The 17789-nt window shown below is 68.3% G+C and carries 14 protein-coding genes and 1 pseudogene; 7 read left to right on the top strand and 8 right to left on the bottom strand.

Translation table 11 applies throughout. The features are described from left to right. Positions 1 to 132 precede the first annotated feature (132 nt). The 5 genes and pseudogenes from ABT085_RS16005 to ABT085_RS15985 all read left to right on the top strand — a co-directional run bounded on the left by ABT085_RS16005 (position 133) and on the right by ABT085_RS15985 (position 6043). Positions 133 to 1548, top strand: coding sequence for a BNR repeat-containing protein (locus ABT085_RS16005; RefSeq protein WP_351607144.1), 1416 nt, complete (start codon positions 133 to 135; stop codon positions 1546 to 1548). Positions 1549 to 1626: 78 nt separating this feature from the next. After that, the gene (locus ABT085_RS16000; protein ID WP_351607141.1) at positions 1627 to 2652 is read left to right on the top strand and encodes a LacI family DNA-binding transcriptional regulator; all 1026 of its coding nucleotides are present in this window, start codon (positions 1627 to 1629) and stop codon (positions 2650 to 2652) included. Positions 2653 to 2746: 94 nt separating this feature from the next. After that, positions 2747 to 3980, top strand: a pseudogene (locus ABT085_RS15995) (RNA-guided endonuclease InsQ/TnpB family protein). A gap of 90 nt (positions 3981 to 4070) precedes the next feature. Next, positions 4071 to 5372, top strand: a complete 1302-nt coding sequence (locus ABT085_RS15990) for an alpha/beta fold hydrolase (protein WP_351607139.1) — start codon at positions 4071 to 4073, stop codon at positions 5370 to 5372. 338 nt (positions 5373 to 5710) lie between these two features. Further along, complete coding sequence (locus ABT085_RS15985; RefSeq protein WP_351607137.1) at positions 5711 to 6043, top strand: hypothetical protein; 333 nt, start codon at positions 5711 to 5713, stop codon at positions 6041 to 6043. A gap of 189 nt (positions 6044 to 6232) precedes the next feature. Here the strand turns inward: ABT085_RS15985 and ABT085_RS15980 are convergent, their stop codons facing one another. From ABT085_RS15980 to ABT085_RS15955, 6 genes are all read right to left on the bottom strand, one after another. Then, entirely contained in the window at positions 6233 to 6979 is a 747-nt protein-coding gene (locus ABT085_RS15980; protein WP_351607134.1) for a hypothetical protein, read from the bottom strand. Positions 6980 to 7183: 204 nt separating this feature from the next. Next, complete coding sequence (locus tag ABT085_RS15975; RefSeq protein WP_351607131.1) at positions 7184 to 8638, bottom strand: glycosyltransferase family protein; 1455 nt, start codon at positions 8636 to 8638, stop codon at positions 7184 to 7186. A gap of 174 nt (positions 8639 to 8812) precedes the next feature. After that, positions 8813 to 9463 (bottom strand): ABC transporter ATP-binding protein, encoded by a 651-nt coding sequence (locus ABT085_RS15970; RefSeq protein ID WP_351607129.1) that lies wholly within the window; start codon positions 9461 to 9463, stop codon positions 8813 to 8815. Between the two features lie 54 nt (positions 9464 to 9517). Further along, the gene (locus tag ABT085_RS15965) at positions 9518 to 11635 is read right to left on the bottom strand and encodes a bacteriocin-associated integral membrane family protein (RefSeq protein ID WP_351607127.1); all 2118 of its coding nucleotides are present in this window, start codon (positions 11633 to 11635) and stop codon (positions 9518 to 9520) included. Positions 11636 to 11773: 138 nt separating this feature from the next. Beyond that, entirely contained in the window at positions 11774 to 12067 is a 294-nt protein-coding gene (locus tag ABT085_RS15960; protein ID WP_351607125.1) for a lactococcin 972 family bacteriocin, read from the bottom strand. Positions 12068 to 12522: 455 nt separating this feature from the next. Then, positions 12523 to 12807, bottom strand: coding sequence for a hypothetical protein (locus ABT085_RS15955; protein ID WP_351607123.1), 285 nt, complete (start codon positions 12805 to 12807; stop codon positions 12523 to 12525). 1196 nt (positions 12808 to 14003) lie between these two features. On the opposite strand from ABT085_RS15955, the gene sigJ reads away from it, so the two are divergent. Further along, positions 14004 to 14921 carry an RNA polymerase sigma factor SigJ gene (gene sigJ / locus ABT085_RS15945; RefSeq protein WP_351607120.1) on the top strand — a complete coding sequence of 306 codons (918 nt, stop codon included), beginning with the start codon at positions 14004 to 14006 and terminating at the stop codon, positions 14919 to 14921. Positions 14922 to 14977: 56 nt separating this feature from the next. On the opposite strand, the gene ABT085_RS15940 is transcribed toward sigJ, so the two are convergent. Continuing rightward, positions 14978 to 15178, bottom strand: coding sequence for a DUF5999 family protein (locus tag ABT085_RS15940; protein WP_351607112.1), 201 nt, complete (start codon positions 15176 to 15178; stop codon positions 14978 to 14980). 172 nt (positions 15179 to 15350) lie between these two features. Further along, positions 15351 to 16964, bottom strand: coding sequence for a cytochrome P450 (locus ABT085_RS15935; RefSeq protein ID WP_351607110.1), 1614 nt, complete (start codon positions 16962 to 16964; stop codon positions 15351 to 15353). A 106-nt stretch (positions 16965 to 17070) separates the two neighbouring features. Here ABT085_RS15935 and ABT085_RS15930 point away from each other — a divergent pair, with 106 nt between their 5' ends. Then, positions 17071 to 17676: a TetR/AcrR family transcriptional regulator gene (locus ABT085_RS15930; RefSeq protein WP_351607107.1), complete on the top strand. Its 606-nt coding sequence runs from the start codon at positions 17071 to 17073 to the stop codon at positions 17674 to 17676. The last annotated feature ends 113 nt before the right edge of the window (positions 17677 to 17789 follow it).

The following is a 17789-nucleotide window of genomic DNA, read 5'->3' as shown; positions in this document are numbered from 1 at the left end:
GTCCGAGCCCCCCGGAACTCAGTCGGCCTTCCCAGGGCCCGGGCCCCCAGGACCGGCCCCCCCACTACCGAAACCACGACCGGAACCACGACTGGAACCCCCACGACCGGAACGTCCATGACTGGAGCCCCCATGAGAAGACGCACGGTTCTCGCGAGTGCCCTGGCCGCCGCCGCGGTGGCCGTCCCCGGCACGGCCCGGGCGGCCGGCCCCGGCCCCTCGGTCACCGCCTCGGGCACCACCCTGCTCGACGCACGGGCGATCTACTTCGTCTCCTACGACGGTCTCGTCAACAACAACGCCTTCCAGAAGAGCGGCCTGCTGACGTACAAGGGCTACCAGTACGCGGCCTGGTACACCGCCACCCGCAACGCGGTCGTCGCCCGCCGGGCCCTGGGCGCCGCCGGCTGGTCCACGATCACCCTCCCGCACCAGCTCAAGAGCGACGACTCGCACAACGTGATCTCCCTGGGCGTCTCCAGGACGGACGGCCGGCTGCACCTGAACATGGACTCGCACAGCGACGGCTTCTTCTACGTGAAGTCGGTCGCGGGCCTGGTCGACAACCCGGCCGGCACCGCCTGGACCGCGGCGGTGCTCGGCTCCGTCCAGACCACCCTCGACGGGCTCGCCCTCACCTCGCAGTTCACCTACCCGCAGTTCATCGCCACCCCCGAGGGCAGACTCCAGCTCAGCTACCGCGTCGGCGTCTCCGGCAACGGCCGCAACGCCCTCGCGGAGTACGACGGTTCGGCCTGGAAGGCACTGGGGGAGTGGACCTCCGCCACCGGTACCTACACCAGCGAGCACGGCTCCAGCACCGCCCGCAACATGTACCTGCACGGCATCGACTACGACACCGGCGGCCGGCTGCATTCCTTCTTCACCTGGCGCGAACAGAACAGCGCCGTGATGTGCAGCAGCGGTGGCATCACCAACCACGACACCGGCTACGTCTACTCCACCGACCGCGGCCGCACCTGGCGCAACGACGCCGGCACGCTCGTCGCCACCACCGGGAGCACCGACACGGTGGCGGTGACCGACAGCGGCCTGGTCGTCGACGCCCTCAACCCCGACCACTCCCTGATGAACCAGGAGAGCCAGACCACCGACTCCGCCGGACTGCCGCACGCGATCATCAGCTACGTCCCCGGCCGCTTCGGCCAGTGCACCACGAACTACGTCACCGACCGCACCGCCAACGGCCGCGCCTTCCACCTGCGCAAGAACTCCTCCGGAGGCTGGCAGAAGACCGAGATCCCCGTCGCACCGAACTCCAGCCAGCGCACCAAACTGGTCCTGGACAAGTACGACAACGCCTACGCCGTCCTGCCCCACGGCCGGATCGCCGGCGCCTCCAGGTCCTCCGGGTACACCGACTGGACACTCCTGTACGACGCCGCCGCGCTGAACGCCTTCGGCGAAGTCGTGATCGACGAATGGCGTGTCAAGGCGGACAACGTGCTGTCGTTCATGTACCAGGAGAAGTCCACCGGTACGACCCCCTCGGCACTGCGCGTCGCCGACTTCGCCCTGCCTGCCTGATCCCACCTGCTCACCCCGGGCCCGGGGATAATGTGAAGTATTCCCGCCGCCCCATGTTCCTCTGGAGGTCCCCGCCCGATGGCCCAGTCGGTGGGTATCAAGGACGTCGCCCGCGCCGCCGGAGTCTCCGTCGGCACGGTCTCGAACGTCATCAACCGCCCGGACACGGTCGCCGGCGAGACCCGCGCCCGGGTGCTGTCCGCGATCGACCGGCTGGGCTACGTCCGCAGCGAGTCCGCGCGCCAGCTGCGCGCGGGCCGCAGCCGGATCATGGGGCTGCTCGTCCTCGACATGGGCAACCCCTTCTTCGTGGACGTCGCGCGCGGTGCCGAGCGGGCCGCGCGCGAGGCGGGGCTCGGCGTGATGGTCTGCAACAGCGCCCAGAACCCGGGCGAGGAGGCCGAGTACCTGTCGCTCTTCGCCGAGCAGCGGGTGCGGGGCGTGCTGCTCACCCCCGCCGACGCCACCGGACGCAACATCGAGTCCTTCCGCCGGCACGGCATCCCCTTCGTCCTGGTCGACCGGGTCGCGGAGGGCACCACCGAGTGCTCGGTCTCCGTGGACGACGTGGCGGGCGGCGCGCTGGCCGTACGTCATCTCGTCGACGCCGGGCACCGCAGCATCGCCTACGTCTGCGGGCCGCCGGGCCTCAACCAGGTCCGCGACCGCCGCACCGGCGCCCTGAACGCGCTCGCCGAGGCCGGTCTGGGCCCCGAGGCGCTGCGCGAGCTGCCCACCGAGCGGCTCGACGTCGCGGCGGGCCGGGACGCGGGCGCCCGGCTGCTCGGCCTCGCCGACCGGCCGACCGCCGTCTTCTGCGCCAACGACCTGCTCGCCCTCGGTGTCCTCCAGGCCATGTACGCGGCCGGGGTCGGCGTCCCCGACGACCTCGCGATCGTCGGCTACGACGACATCGAGTTCGCGGCCGCCGCGGCCGTCCCGCTCACCTCCGTACGGCAGCCCGCCGTCACACTGGGCGCGCTCGCCGCCGAGCTGCTCCTGGAGGAGACGGAGGCGGAGGCCGGGCGCACGGCCCACGAACACCGCCGGGTGGTGCTCCAGCCCGAGCTGGTCGTCCGCCGCTCCAGCCTTCCCGGGCGCTGAGCCGCGGTTCAGAATGACCATTCGTTTCCCCTGCTCGGGTGATTTGCGTTGAACATGTGATGGTGCTCCGTACGGGTGTGTACGTTGGGTGATCGTGAAGCTGGTGGTGCAGGTGAAACTGCTGCCGACGCCGGGGCAGGCGGCGGCACTGGAGGCGACCCTGCGTGCCTGTAACGAGGCCGCGACCTGGGTGAGCGGGGTGGCGCTCGCCAAGGATGTGAAGCGGAACTTCGCGTTGCGTGAGCACACCTATGCCGAGGTCAAGGAGCGGTGGGGGCTGGGTGCGCAGGCCGCCCAGCACGTCATCAAGAAGACCTGCGACGCCTATACGACGCTGAGGGCGAACCTGCAGGCGGGAAACCTCGGCAGGCCAGGCTCCAGGCGCTATCGCAGGGCAGGCGAGAAGCCCGTCACGTTCCGGCCGCAGGGCGCGCAGCCGTACGACGACCGGATGCTGTCGTGGCAGATGGCCGGGCGCACGGTGTCGGTCTGGACGGTTTCCGGGCGCATCAAGGACGTGGCGTTCACCGCCGCACCCGAGCAGCTGGCCACGCTCGCCCTGTACCGCAAGGGTGAGTCGGACCTGCTGTATCGCAACGGAATGTGGTTCCTGAATGCGACCTGCGAGGTCCCCGAAGCGCTGCTGAACACCGCGCCGGAGGGGTTCCTCGGCATCGACCTGGGCATCGTGAACATCGCCACCACCTCCGACGGCGAAATCATGGCCGGGCGCGCACTCGCGTGAACGCACATTGCGCACCAAGCTGCAGCGCAAGAACACCTCGTCCGCCAAGCGCCGTCTGAAGAGGCGGCGGCGCAAGGAGTCACGGCGGGCCAGGGACATCAATCACAAGATCGCGAAACATGTGGTGGCTGAGGCAGAACGCACCGGGCGCGGAATTGCCTTGGAGGACCTGGGCGGTATTCGTGAGCGGGTACGGCTTCGCAAGCCCCAACGGGCCACCCACTCGAGCTGGGCCTTTGCCCAGCTCGGAGGATTCATCGCGTACAAGGCCCGCAAGGCGGGGGTGCCGGTGGTGTACGTCGATCCGGCGTACACCTCCCGCACCTGTGCCGAGTGTGGTCACATCGACAGGGCGAGCCGGGTGAGTCAGGCTTGGTTCGCGTGCCGGAACTGCGGATTCGTTGATCACGCGGACCGGAATGCCTCCCGCAACATCCGCGCCCGCGCGGAAGAGTTGTGGCGACGCGGGGCGCGGTCAATCGCCCCAGACCCACCTTCCGAACCAGGGCGTGGGACAGGACGCAAACGCAGCACCACAGCCGGTGGTGCCCGTTCTGCAAGCCCGTTGCTCAGCGACAGGTAGTTGACTTGCCGTTCATGATCCCCGGTCGGGCCGTGCCGTCCCGGGTGTGCTGAACTGGGACGGCCCAGTCCGTCCGTATGGGGAGCCCCGTTGACCGTCAGTTACCGCCAGCCCGGAGTCGTCCTCACCGACCGTCACTTCACCGTTCCCCTCGATCACGACGACCCGACCGCAGAAACGATCCAGCTCTACGGTCGGGAGGTCGTCGCGAGCGACCGGGCACGCCAGGACCTGCCGTGGCTGGTCTACCTCCAGGGCGGCCCCGGCTTCGGCGCCAACCGGTTCGTCGGCCGGCAGGCCTGGCTCGGCCGCGCCCTGGAGGAGTACCGCGTCCTCCTCCTGGACCAGCGCGGCACCGGCCACTCCACGCCCGCCAACCGCCAGACGCTCCCGCTGCGCGGCGGCCCCGCCGAGCAGGCCGACTACCTCGCCCGCTTCCGCGCCGACTCCATCGTGCGGGACTGCGAGGCGATCCGCCCCCAGGTCACCGGCGGCGCCCCCTGGACCGTCCTCGGCCAGAGCTTCGGCGGCTTCTGCACGCTCACGTACCTGTCCAAGGCGCCCGAAGGCCTGGCGGCGGCCATGGTCACCGGCGGCCTGCCCTCCCTGCACGCCCACGCCGAGGACGTCTACCGGGCCGCCTACCCGCGCATCGAACGCAAGGTCGTCGCGCACTACGCCCGCTACCCGCAGGACGTCGAGCGCGCCCGCCGCATCGCCGACCACCTCCTCCACCACGAGGTGACCCTCCCCAACGGCTACCGGCTCACCGTCGAGGCCTTCCAGTCCCTCGGCATCCTCCTCGGCGGCGCCGAGGGCAGCCACCAGCTGCACTTCCTCCTCGAACGCGCCTTCGTACGCACCCCGCGGGGCCTGGAGCCGTCCGACGCCTTCCAGGAAGAGGTCCAGGGCCTCCTGTCGTACGCCGGACACCCCCTATACGCCCTCGTCCACGAGGCCATCTACGGCCAGGACGGCCGCCCCACCGCCTGGTCGGCCGAACGCGTCCGCGCCGAGTTCCCCCAGTTCGACGCAGCTAAGACGCTCACCGGCGACGCGCCCCTGCTGTTCACCGGCGAGTCCGTGCACCCCTGGATGTTCGACTGCGACCCGGCGCTGCGCCCGCTGCGCGAGACCGCCGAACACCTCGCCGCCCGCACCGACTGGCAGCCCCTCTACGACCCGGCACGCCTGGCCGCCAACGAGGTACCGGTCGCGGCGGCCGTCTACCACGACGACATGTACGTCGACACGGCCCACTCCCTGGAGACCGCCCGCGCCGTCCGCGGCCTGCGCACCTGGGTCACGGACGAGTTCGAGCACGACGGCGTGCGAGCCGGCGGCCCCCGCGTCCTGGACCGTCTCCTGGCCCTGACCCGCGACGAGGTCTGAGGCCGGCCCCGCGGGCAGGACCGGGCCCGAGACCCCCTCGGACCCGACCCTGCCCGCACACCGACGACCGACCCGCCACGCGCCGCCCCCGACGGCTGGAACGCCCGCTCCTCTGGGTGCAACGTCGCTGCTGTGGGCCGTTGCTGTCTGCCGCTGATGTCGGGTTGGATGCTCTTCTGGCCCGGTACGAGGTCGCGCCGACCGACCACCACGAGATCCCGCGACCCTACTGAGCCGCCGGACCCGTGACGGGTGGTCAGGTCCACGACATCGGCACCGCTCGGCTATGCTCCTGCGCTGCGCGGATCTTTTGATCCGCCGATGGGGAGAGGAAACGCATGACATCGGCACGATCGATCCCGAACGTCACCGATGAACGCCTGTGCTGGCTCATAGTTCGCGAAGAACTCCAGAAGAAGACCAGCAAACTGCGTTTCTTCGGATGGGTCACCGTGCTTTTCAGCAGCCGAACCCGTGGCGCCAGGCTCGGGGGCGATCTCCGGCGCGAGCACGCGTCGGACAAGATGTCCGATTACGCGGTGGCCGTGGATGCGGCAGCGCAAACCCTCTCGACCGACGAGCGCAAGCACCTGCGGGCTGCCGGCGAGGTGCCCGACTGGTTCTTGACCGACGTCGAGCGCCGATACCGGGAGTTCCGCAAGCAGCGCTGACAGCGTCCTCGCCGGCGCTCGCTGTTCCGACCTGGGACGGAGCGGGCGCGGAGCCTGGCTGATCGGTGCCCTGGACCCCGCTGTTCCCCGTGGTCCCCCGCCCGCTCTGGCACGGATATGGCACGCGCGACCTTGGGTCGGTGTGTCTCTGTGCTGTCATGGTCCGCAGGTGTGCCGTGCGCGTATCGGTCAGAAGGGTGGTTCGAGATCGCCGCGGCCATCGCTGTGCGGCCCCCGGTCCCCGGCCTCCTCCGAAAGAGGCTCCGGGCCGGGCGGATGGTGGCCCCATGCTTCGAGGGCCCTCCACGCGACGCGACGGTTGGGGTCGTTGCTGCTGGTGTCCAGGATGCGGTGCGCGTGCACGGCGAGGTGAGCACGGTGCGTGGTGAGCGCGGGGTGTTCGGCGAGGAGGAGCGCGGCGATGGCGGCGGCTTCACGCACATCCTCGTGGTTGTCGTGCAGGAAGGGCGCGACGGCTCTGTAGAGCATGGGGCGCAGGTCCCGGAAGGCCGCCACGGTGGTGCTGCGGGTGAGGAAGCCGGGGAAGTACTCCTCGTTGCGGGCGACGATGTCGTCGGAGGCGTCGTGAAGCGTGGAGGCCAGCCAGCCCAACAACGTCGCGCGGATGGGGCGGTCGCGATAGGGCCGTCGCGTCATGGCCGCCGGGTGGGTGAGGATGCCGGCGACGTACATGACGGCGGGGGCGGTGGCTTCGTAAATGGTGTTCTGGTGGCCGACCAGCTCGCCCAGCTCCCACAAGGTGGTGACCTGGACCTTGGGATCGGGCTCCAGAAGTTGCGTCAGAACCTTGGGAAGGTCCTCGCCGGACCCGAAAGCCGTCTGGAGCGAACCCCAGTCGGTCTCCGCCAGGACGACCTGGTAGGGCGGCAGGTCGGACTCGCGGGGCGCCCGGGCATGGAAACGGCTGTGGGTCACGGGCCAAACCTAGACCAGACTTCTGACACCATCCCCTTCCAGACCAGTCACTCGGTCTGCGGTCCTGCCACAGGGCCGCTGTCGTACCGCTCAGTCGTTTGGTCCTGCCGTGTGACGGCCCAACCGAGCATCTGAGGGCCCACAGAGAAGTTCCAGCACAGCGACAAGCTTTCTACCGACGACAGTCAGCCAAGCTTCTCGTGCTCACGGCCTCTGACCGCGCCGCTCGTACACGGTGACCCGCCGCCCGCGGACCTGTTCGTCCGCCACCACTGTGAAGTCCTCCTGCAATACGGCGTTCTTCACGATGTCCCGCTTCGCAGATATGGGCCGGGCCACCTCGGGCACATCAGTGACCAGCAGTATTCGCCGCTGCTCAAGCATCGCTGTCCTTATCCGGTCCGGGTCGGCTTCCTCGCCCTTCAATGTTCCGGACGCCGTAGGACTCTGCGCCAGCGCAATATCCCGCAGGCCGGCGAAGGCGTCGGGGGAGACCAGCTCGGTGTCGCGCCGGGCCGCCGGTATGAAGACGACTGCATCCCCAGCCTTCTTCAAATGCTGTACGTTCGCGGCCGCCGACAGGACGTCGTCCACGCGACTCGCCGGAGACCGCTTGGCCAGGGACTGCGGCAACAACGCCACCACCGCCACTCCGACGATCACTGGTACGAGCCACGGCACTGCCATAGGGCATCGGGGCCCGACAAAACGTACTGCCGCACCGAGTGCTGCGCCGATCAGCAAGGTCAGGCCCAGCATGCTGAACAGGACATAGCGATCCAGGAAAAGCGGCTGGATCAAGGAAAGGCCGATCAGTCCCAACTGCGGCACCGCAAGGAGCGGTAGTCCGACCGCTGCCACTGACAGCCGGCCCGCTCGTGCCCGGTCCAGTAACGTTCCAAGACCGCCGATGGCCAGAAGGACTGCTGGGGCGATCAGCATGTGCCACGTCAGCGGCGGGATCCACGATATCTGCTCGGACTGCGTTCGGCTGAACAGAATCAACGGCAGGACGCCCGCCGTGGCGGCCGTCGCGGCCACCGACCAGCGTGTCCACACCCCCCGTTCGGCCTTCGCCCACATCAGGGTCGTCCAGTGCGCGGGCAGCATCAGCAATGACAGCCAGTTCAAGAGCGCGCACACCAGGACGACGCCTCCGTAGGCGGCCCAGTGCACCGCGCGGCCACTCCCTTGGAGCACGATCACCAGCAGCAAGGTCGAGATCGCGGACCCGGCCATGACCAGGGCGTACGGACGTCCTTCCTGGAGGTAGAACTGCACCGTCGGCAGCAGCCCGAGTGCCAGCCCTGCGGCCAGGCCCGCCCGGGCTCCGGCGAGGCGATGACCGATGACGGTCACGCAGGCCGCAGCTGTCGCCACGGCTAGGACGGAGGGCAGTCGCAGGACAGTGATGCCGGGGCCGAAGCATTCGAAGAGCACATGCATCAGCAGGTAGTAGAGCCCGTGCACGGCGTCCACCTGACCAAGCATGTGCCAGATTTCCCCGGCGGATCGGCGAGCCACCTGCCAGGTCGCCGCCTCGTCGCGCCACACACTGTGCTGTCGGGAGATTCCCCACAGGCCAAGGGCCAAGGTCCACAGCAGCGGTATCACCCACATGGGCAGACAGCGCCGGAGAACAGATATGTGGCGGGTCATGAAGGCAGTCGGGTCCTTGAAGTGAATGGTGCGGACCGGCGTCAGAAACAGGCTTGTGAGAGCTGTCCGGCGGACGGCCGCATGCGGGGGAGGCGTGCCGGTCGGTGGGGACGCGCACGGGGGACACCCCCTTGTCCGCGCAGCCGGAGGAAATCTCCAGGTACCGTGCCGATCTCAGGCGACGAAAGAGTTCTCCGTGACGGCGAACACGGTGTCGCACCGGTCTCGGACACGGTCGTCATGGGTGGCGATGATGACGGCGCATCCGGCATCGCTCATCTCACGGAGTACATCGATGACCGCTGTGGCATTGGCGTGGTCGAGAGCGCCGGTCGGCTCGTCGGCGAGCACGAGGCTAGGCTCCTTGACGATGAGCCGGGCGAGCGCCACCCGCTGCTGTTCCCCACCGCTCAGGTAGTGGATCTTCTCGTTCCCTCGACCTGCCAGACCGACGCGCTCAAGTGCCTCAGCGCTGACGACGTTCGCTCTGGCTCGTGCAGACCGCTTCGGTTTGCTCGCGATCTCCAGGTTCTCAGTGATGGTGGCGTTCTCTATCAGGGCGTAGTTCTGGAAGAGGTAGCCGAGGACCTCGCGGCGGAAGCGGCGGGCATCGCGCCGCCCGAACCGCGTGATGTCCTTTCCCTCATAGCGGATTTCACCGGAATTCGGCCGGTCGAGGAGACCGATGCAGTTGAGGAGCGTGGACTTTCCGGCTCCGCTGGGACCGACGAGGGCAAGCATCTCGCCCTTGCTGACCGTGGTGGTGACGTCGGACCACAGGGTCCGGGGGCCGAAGTTCTTTGACAGGCTGATGATGTCGATCACGACGGGACTCCTGCTTGATGGAGGGAATTCTTCCGGGCTTGGTCTGCGTTGGGCTCAGGCTTCGGCAGCCCGCTCCTTCACGGTGCGCCGGTGAAATGCTCCGAGAGCAAGGAGAACAGCTCCGAATTCGATGACGACGAGCCCCGCGATGACTCCCAGGTCCAGCCCTGTGAGGTGGACTGCAGGGAAGGGGGCGGGGATGCCCTGGGCCGCGAGCTCCTCAAGGTCTTGATTCTGCTGCCATGTCTGGATCGGCACCCACCAGGCGAGGAAAGCTGCGAGAAGCCCCTCGACACCGAGAACGAAGCGATGGGTTGCCGTGAATCTCCAGCCGTTGAGGTACTGGGCAAAAGTTGCCTGGGCGTTCTTGCGTGAATGGATCACGCAGACCCCGACGCCAGTGATGAGAAGTACAGTGACGGACGCGAGGAGGTTGAAGAACAGCAGCCGGAAGTCGGTGACGGCCGAACGCAGACTCTCTGCGGCGTTCTGTCCGACGGGATTGACAGTTGCTACATAGGTCTGCAGGTCGTGGTCGTTGGCCTCAAGAGGACCGAGAATGTCGCTGGGCTTCGGGAAGATGATTCCGTCCTGGGTTGCGAACGTGGTGTAGGCGTCATCTGTGAGGATCTTCGATCCGTTGGGGACCACGACGAGTACCGGGTCGCGCACCAGGGTTCGGTCGTCGTCCGGACTGTAGGCGGTATTGGGGCTTCGGTCCCCAGAGTTGTAGCCGAAGATGCGCTGACCGCTCTTGGCCGGAAGGGTTTCCACCGTGAGACGCTTGCGTAGATCAGGATCCAGCCTGCCGAACACATCAGGGACCGCTGCCTTGATGGCCGATTCGTGGCGGGTGAGCGTCTCAGGGACGATGAGTCGCACGGTGTGCGCTTCCGCGCTCTTCCCGTTGCGCGGCAGCGGAGGGTAGGGCCGTCCCTTCGGGTCGACGACGGGCTGCTCGGCGAGGAAGGTCTCGTTGACGATGAGCATCTCGCCCTGGGGAAGGCGTGCGTTCGAGGAGAGGTTCTGCAGATCATGGCGCCCGGCGACGACGATCTCGTCAGCTGCGTCAGCCTTCCGCAACCACTGGCCGACATGGGCGACCACGTGCCCCGAGTCACCTCCCCAGCTGCCATTGAGGCGGATGGTGACAGCATCGTCGGCCTTGGCGTAGACATCCTGGTTGTTCTGGCGCACTGTCACGTGCTGGCCCGCCGAGACAACATCCATGGCGAAGCCGAGTGCGAGCAGTACTGCGGGTACGCGCACCAGATAAGTGGCGGCGAAGGCTGTCCGGGCCGGCAACTCACCCTTGAGTGCGCGGAGTACGTCGACCTTGAAGGTGAGAGCGAGCGCGGCGGCATGGGTGGCCACCACCAACAGCACGAGCAGGCCGACGAGGCAGGCGGCTACCGAAGCAAAGAGACCGAAATGGGCAAGCCCGTTGTACAGGCCGAGCGAGGCCAGAACCGTGGCTGCCACTGTGCCGGCGGCAACCGTCCAGAAGACCACCAACTGCTTGAGGTCGCGTAGAAAAAGGTCCACCAGGGACATGCCTTGCAGACGCAGTACCCCGTAGGTCTTCGCGCTGAGCAGCACACTCGCGCCGGTCATTGTTACTGCGGCGAGCGCGACCACGCAGAGGGACCAGAACAGCGCACCGTTGGCGAAGCCGCGAGCCAGTTCGCCGGATGCCAGGGGGTGTTGCACGGTCGCGCTCAGGCCGAGATCAGCGAGTCGGGCCACGAGGTCGTCCGCGGCCTGCGGCGAGCCGAAGAGGTAATAGAAGCCTCGCGGGTCACGCTGTCCGATCTCGGCAATGGGGTGCACTGCGGTGTCGACGTGCGAACCGAAAGCCGGATAGCCGTCCGTCAGCCACGACGCCGCATCGGAAGCCGAGTCGCCCGAGGCCAGGTACAGGTGGCGGAGGCCGTCGGGATTCTTCACGTCGGGCAGCACGCGAGCGACCGCGACTTCATGACGATTTGCGAACTCGGCGATCTCACGGGCGACCTGACCACCGCTGACAGAATCGTCGGATCTGGTGACCCATATCTGAGCCGAACTGCCCAGAACCACGTCCTCGTCCAGTCCGCGCACGAATAGAAAGGACAGCATTGCCGAGAAGAGAAGAATGGCGACATGGACGAACTTGATACCTCGGTGGAGCATCGCTTTACCTAGGTTCGGGCACTCGGGAGCGCACATCTCGTATGGGCCGACGTGAAGAAGAACCTGGCTGCCGGGCAAACACGATGCCCCGCAGCCAGGTGTGACGTCCTAAGAATTCAGCTGCACGTACGTCCGGCTTCAGCAGGCCGGGTCGTAGTACGCCTTGTTGAGTTCCCACGTCGAGATCTTCGCCGAAGCCTTGGACCAGATCTTTTCCTTGGTGCAGCCACTCTTGGCCCAGTACGCGCCCTCTACCGAGGACGCGTGGTAGTTGTCCTTGTGGTAGTAGTTCGAATACACGTAGTTCTCGCCCACGCCGTGGCTCCACTTGCCGCCGCCGGCGTCTTCCGCGGCCAGTGCGGGTGCGGCAACGGCCATGACTATAACACCGGTTGCGGCAACGGCCTTGAGGCTGTTCTTCAGGCTCAACATAAATTCCCTCTTTCCGTTCTGGAGTCTCGGTTTCGGCATGCTTCGACCGATCCTCGTTTGTCTTGGTCGGTTCGCTAAGCCTGTGATGTGCGGCTCAGGCCGCGATCCATGGAACACGGCAAGTGTGAGGTTTTAGACCTTCTGGGCACAAACCCCTGATCACTGACTTGCGAATGGCCCGCCATGTCTTCAGTGAGCACTTCAGATGGACGCACAGCTCGACCAGTTCTCGCGTACCGCTGCTCTGTCCGGGGTGCTCCAAGCGCCACTGCTCCGACAGGTAGTCGTACACATCGGTGGTCGTGAGCGCACCACCGAAAACGGTGTGGGCGACAGATTCCCTCAAGATACGGGCACTACGGGAGTTGGCGGCCTCTTCGACGAGTCCTCTGATCCATATCAGACCCTGCTCGTCCGCATATAGGCCGAACCTGAGCGTCCGCGTCCTCATTACGTCAGCCCCTAACGATCTTCTTCTTGTCGCAGTGCTTTGCGCGATAGCCCTCGGACATCTGGTCGTTGGCGTCCTTGATGGCCGCTTTCCACGCGAGATCCTGAGTCTTGGCCCACCCGTGGCCGTTAAAGTAGCCGTGGGCAGAGCTGTCAGAGATGCGCCACTTGACGCACTGCACGGTCGCATTCCAGCCGTTGGCCGCCTGCGCGGGCGCAGCGAAGCCAACGGAGAGCGCGGCTGCTACGGCCGCGGTGACGAGGGGGGAAATGGCAATCAATTTGCGCATGACTGCTTCTCCAAGGGGTGGCTGTTTCATCTGGCAGGGGGCAGGTTGGCAATGTGGCCCACATATGCCCTGGCGCCGCCAGGAATGACAGATAGCGCTTCGACTGCACGAGCCGAAACGGGATCTGAGCGTTGGTCCCCCTACCCCCTGAGTGCACCCGTCGTTGGTCAGACGATCGGGTGACCTTGATAGAGATTAGCCAAGAGGGCGATCTTTAGCGACTGATTAACCATGTGAACAGGGTCACGGAAAGCGCAGTGAACCTCAAGCATTTGAGAGTGTCAAATTAGTCCCATTTGGGGGAGGTTGACGCATTGGCTGGCCGGGGTGCTGCCGCATGTGCAGGCTGCAGTGCCCGAACCTCCACGCTCAAACAAGTGCTGCTCTGTTGACAGTCGAGTAGGTGTATTGCTGTTGTGCCGCCCCAGTGGCCGCGCGCAACTGAAAGACGGCGGGTCGGCATGGACGCCGGTCACCGGATGGCGCGGATCATCACGGTGAGGACCGGCGGGGCCGGTACGGCCGGCTCTGTCCGATGTCCTCGTATCCCGACGACCTGTAGAGCGCGTGGGCCTTTCCGTCGCCGGCGGCCGAGCTGGCCATGAGTGTCACGTACGGCTCGTCGCGGGTCGCGAGGAAGACGTCGTGGATGCGGCGGGAGTGCCCGTCTGGCGGTCTGCTCGGTCCGGGTCTGTGCGGTGCTGCTGCCTGGCGCGGTGGCGCGCAGTGCGGCCCCGAAGTCCTGCAGGATGCGTGTGTGATGGGCGTGGGGCCGGGCCATGTGGGGCCGGAGGGCGGACAGGCAGCGGTGGGCGCCGGCGTAACTACGCGTTGTTTACCGCGGGTTCCCGTGGTCTCGGGCACGGATGGGGCAGGCGCGGCACCTTCTGGTCCGTAGCTCTACAGGGATCGCTCAGTGACGGTCATGCATCTTCGCTGCTCCGAGGTGGGGTCCGGGCCATGCCGTTCTTTCCGAGAGCGGCCAGGATCCATGTGCGTCCGGCCGGACCTGCGGTCTGCCAGGTCCACTCCATACGAAGTCCAAGTCTTCTTCTGTCGCTGCAAGTTGACGCCGTAACTGAAATCCGCCATCTCGGAGCCCCCGCGGCCGACCGATTCGCGGCGCAGGGCGTCCGGTAGCGTTTTCGGGGCGTGTGCGTCGGGGTGTTCGGGCTGTGGGTCGAGGGGGAGATGCATTGAGCGACACGGAACTGCTCGCACGGCGTTTCGAGGAGCACCGGGGGCATCTGAAGGCTGTCGCCTATCGGATGCTCGGCTCGCTCGTCGAGGCCGAGGACGCGGTCCAGGAGACCTGGCTGAAGCTCGGCCGGACCGAGACGGAGGAGATCCGCAACCTCGGGGGCTGGCTGACCACCGTGATCGGGCGGGTGTGTCTGGACCTGCTGCGGTCGCGTACGGCGCGCCGTGAGCAGCTGACGGAGACGGGTGGCACCTTCGACGCCCTCGACACCTTCGTCCCCGACCCCGTGGTCGGCCCGGCGGCCCGGATCGATCCGGAGGCGGAGGTGCTCCAGGCCGACTCGGTGGGGCTCGCGCTCCTCGTCGTGCTGGAGACCCTGGAGCCCGCCGAGCGGCTGGCGTTCGTTCTGCACGACATGTTCGCCGTGCCCTTCGACGACATCGCGCGGATCGTCGACCGCAGCCCGGCCGCGACCCGGCAGCTGGCCAGCCGGGCCCGGCGCCGGGTGAAGGACGTCGCGCCCCCGGCCGAGCCCGACCGCGGACGTCAGCGCGAGGTCCTGGAGGCCTTCCTCGCCGCCTCCCGGGCCGGTGATCTGGAGGGGCTGGTCGCCGTCCTGCATCCGGATGTGGTGCTGCGGGTCGACTCGGGTGCGCTGGTGCGCGGCGCGGCCGCGTCCAAGGTGGTGCGCGGGGCCCGGCGGGTGGCCGAACAGGCCGCGATGTTCGCCCGGTTCGCGCACGCCACCCGGCTGGTGTCGGTCAACGGTTCACTGGGGCTCGCCACCGTGCCCGACGGGCAGCCGCAGTCGGTCGCCGCCCTGACCGTCGTCGACGGCCTGATCACCGGCATGTACATCCTGGCCGACCCGGAGCGCCTCACCCACCTCGGCCTCGAGACCCTGGCGGACTGAGCGAGGGCCCGGACGCCTGGGCCGACCGCGGCGGGCCCGAGGGCCGGCCGGTCGGCTCAGGCGGCGAAGGCGAGCGGGCCGAGGGCGCGGCACGGGCCCACGACCCGTCCGTCGGGCAGCAGTTCACCGGTGTCGTCGAAGACGATGGTGCCGTTGCACAGCAGGCTCCAGCCCTGCTCGGGATGGGCCGAAACGGTCACGGCGGTGCGGTGGTGCGTGCTGTCCGCGCTGGGACACGGGGGCTGGTGGCTGCACATGTCGTCTCTCCTCGATCCGCGGGCTCCTGCCTCGGCCGGCTCCTCTCCCCTTGGTAGCCGACGTTGTTTTCCGTTGGATGAGGAGTCCCCCACAGGACCGGAAACACGACGGTGAGTTTTCCGGTCCCGGGGACCGCAGCCATGGTGGTGACCCCCGGGCCCTCGGCCGAGGTCAGTCGCTCCTGTGGGCGGGGCAGCGTGGCTCCGGCGGTGGTTCTTCCCCGGTTTTCCGGTCGGTCCTTGCCGGGGCAGGTGCAGGAGCCGGGGTGCGGTGTTCGAGGTGCAGGCGCAGGCCCTCCGGCATCAGCGTCAGCCGCTCGGTCACCCGCAGCCGGTAGTCGGGGTCGGGCCGCAGGTCGTAGCGGCGCAGCAGCAGGCCGAGCACCAGCGTGGCCTCGTGCAGCGCGAACTGGCGGCCGATGCAGGCCCGGGCGCCGGTCCCGAACGGCTTGAAGGTGTGCGGGGCGCGGGCCCGTACCGCCTGGGCGTCGAAGCGGTCCGGGTCGAAGCGTCCGGCGTCCGGCCCCCACACCTCGGGGTCGCGGTGCAGCATCGGCGTGAGCACCAGCGCCCACGCGCCCCGCCGCATCGGATGCGTCCCGCCCAGCACGGTGTCCTGCCGGGCCTCACGGGCGAAGGCGGGCGCCGTCGGCCACAGCCGCAGCGACTCGTCCAGCACCCGGCGCACATGGCGCAGCCGGGCCACCTGTTCGTACCCCGGCACGGCGGCGTCGCCCCACACCCGGTCCACCTCGGCACGGGCGCGGGCCGCGACCTCGGGGTGGCGGGAGAGGTAGTGCAGGGCGAAGGAGAGCGCGCCCGAGGTGGTCTCGTGTCCTGCGACCAGGAACGTGACGACCTGGCGGCGTACGTTCTGCGCGGACAGCCGCTCCCCGGTCTCCGGGTGCGCGGTGCGCAGCATCCGGTCGAGCAGGTCGCCGCCGTCAGCGCCCTCGCCGTGGCCGTGCGCCGCGCGCCGGGCCCGTACGAGGTCGTCGACCGTGCGGTTGAGGTAGGCGATGTCGGCGGCGTTGCGCCGGGACGCGCCGCGCAGCAGCACGGGAGTCAGCGGTGCGGGCACGGTGTTGAGGCGCTGGGCGTAGGCGAGCGTGCCCACCATGGCGGTGACGAAGGGGTGCGGCCGGGAGCGTTCGAAGGAGTCGAAGTCGTGCCCGAAGCCGGTGCGCGCGATGGTCTCCAGGGTCAGCCGGGTCATGTCGCCGGGCACGTCCACCGACCGGCCCGCCGTCAGCGCGCGGTCCCAGTGGTCGGTGAGGCGGGCGGCCACGTCCAGCATCATCGGGTGGTAGGCCGCCATGGCGTCCCGGCTGAAGCCGGGGGCCAGCACGTCGTGCGCCAGCTGCCAGTTGGGCTCGTGGTTGTACGCGGTGAACAGCGCGTCCCCGACGACCGGCCGCAGATTGGCGATCCCCAGCCCGACGTGCTTGGCGAAGCGGGCCTCGTCCGCCATGTCGGCCGCGAGCCCGGCCCCCCACACGAAGACGAACTCGCGGCCGAACACCCGGCGCCGGAAGATCGGCCCCAGCTGCCGGGCGAACCGCATCGAGTCCTGCACGGGGGTGCGCCGGCTCGCGCCGACGAGGTCGCCGAGCAGGGGCAGCCGGTGCGGGGGATGAGGGATGCGGTGCAGCTCGGGCCAGCCCTGCTCGGCGCTGCGGAACCCCCTCGGCAGCGCGTCGCCGGGAGGTGCGGCCGTGCCCACCGGTTCCGGCCCGGCCGGTTTCGTCGCTCGCGTCGGCCCTGCCGTCTCCGCCGTCTCCGCCATGACGTGATCTCCCTCGATCAGCGGCGCGTCGTTCGTGTTGTACGTGGGTTCAATAGCGGTTCCAGTCTGGTCCCGCTGTTGAACCGACGTCAAGTAAAGTGCCGCCATGGCCGCGAACCAGGGGCAGCGCGCACGTCGTCGGCTCAGTACCGAGGAGCGCAGGGAGCAGCTTCTGTCGGTCGGCGCGCGGCTGTTCTCGGAGAGCCCGTACGACGACGTGTGGATCGAGCAGGTCGCGGAGATCGCGGGCGTGTCCCGGGGTCTGCTCTACCACTACTTCCCGACCAAGCGGGATTTCTTCGCGGCGGTCGTGGAGCGCGAGAGCGGGCGGATGCTGCGGATGACCGCCGCCGTGCCCGGCCTCCCGGTGCGCGAGCAGCTCACCGCGGGCCTCGACGCGTATCTGGAGTACGTCCACTCGCACGCTCACGGATACCGCGCCTTCCATCGTGCGGACGCGGCCGGCGACCAGGCCGTGCGCAGGGTCTACCGGCGCGCCCTGGCCGCCCAGGAGCGCCAGATCCTGGCGGCCCTGGCCGCCGACCCGGAGTTCGGCCCGGTCTTCGAGGAGCGTCCCGACGTACGGCTCGCGGTGCGCGGCTGGCTCGCGTTCACCACCGCCGTCTGCCTGGAGTGGCTGCGGGAGGAGGGCGTGTCGCGGGAGCAGGTGCGGGAGCTGTGCGCGCGGGCGCTCCTCGGGGTCATCTCGTAAGCGGATCTCGGATCCCAACGGACCCCGGGTTCCGTTGACTGGACCTCGTCGACCGGGTCTCGTCGACCGGATCTCGTGACGGGACCCCGTGACCCGGTGTGCGCCGCATGGTT

The organism is Streptomyces sp. NPDC002265, from assembly GCF_040296125.1.
Taxonomy (GTDB): Bacteria; Actinomycetota; Actinomycetes; order Streptomycetales; family Streptomycetaceae; genus Streptomyces.
This window is presented reverse-complemented; position numbering and strand designations above follow the sequence as displayed.

Excerpts from the sequence above, each read along its gene's own strand:
- ABT085_RS15960 (WP_351607125.1), bottom strand. The coding sequence starts at position 12,067 with ATGTTGAGCCTGAAGAACAGCCTCAAGGCCGTTGCCGCAACCGGTGTT.
- ABT085_RS15940 (WP_351607112.1), bottom strand. The coding sequence starts at position 15,178 with ATGTGCAGCCACCAGCCCCCGTGTCCCAGCGCGGACAGCACGCACCAC.
- ABT085_RS16005 (WP_351607144.1), top strand. The coding sequence starts at position 133 with ATGAGAAGACGCACGGTTCTCGCGAGTGCCCTGGCCGCCGCCGCGGTG.
- ABT085_RS15955 (WP_351607123.1), bottom strand. The coding sequence starts at position 12,807 with ATGCGCAAATTGATTGCCATTTCCCCCCTCGTCACCGCGGCCGTAGCA.
- ABT085_RS16000 (WP_351607141.1), top strand. The coding sequence starts at position 1,627 with ATGGCCCAGTCGGTGGGTATCAAGGACGTCGCCCGCGCCGCCGGAGTC.
- ABT085_RS15930 (WP_351607107.1), top strand. The coding sequence starts at position 17,071 with ATGGCCGCGAACCAGGGGCAGCGCGCACGTCGTCGGCTCAGTACCGAG.
- ABT085_RS15975 (WP_351607131.1), bottom strand. The coding sequence starts at position 8,638 with ATGACCCGCCACATATCTGTTCTCCGGCGCTGTCTGCCCATGTGGGTG.
- ABT085_RS15985 (WP_351607137.1), top strand. The coding sequence starts at position 5,711 with ATGACATCGGCACGATCGATCCCGAACGTCACCGATGAACGCCTGTGC.
- ABT085_RS15965 (WP_351607127.1), bottom strand. The coding sequence starts at position 11,635 with ATGCTCCACCGAGGTATCAAGTTCGTCCATGTCGCCATTCTTCTCTTC.
- ABT085_RS15935 (WP_351607110.1), bottom strand. The coding sequence starts at position 16,964 with ATGGCGGAGACGGCGGAGACGGCAGGGCCGACGCGAGCGACGAAACCG.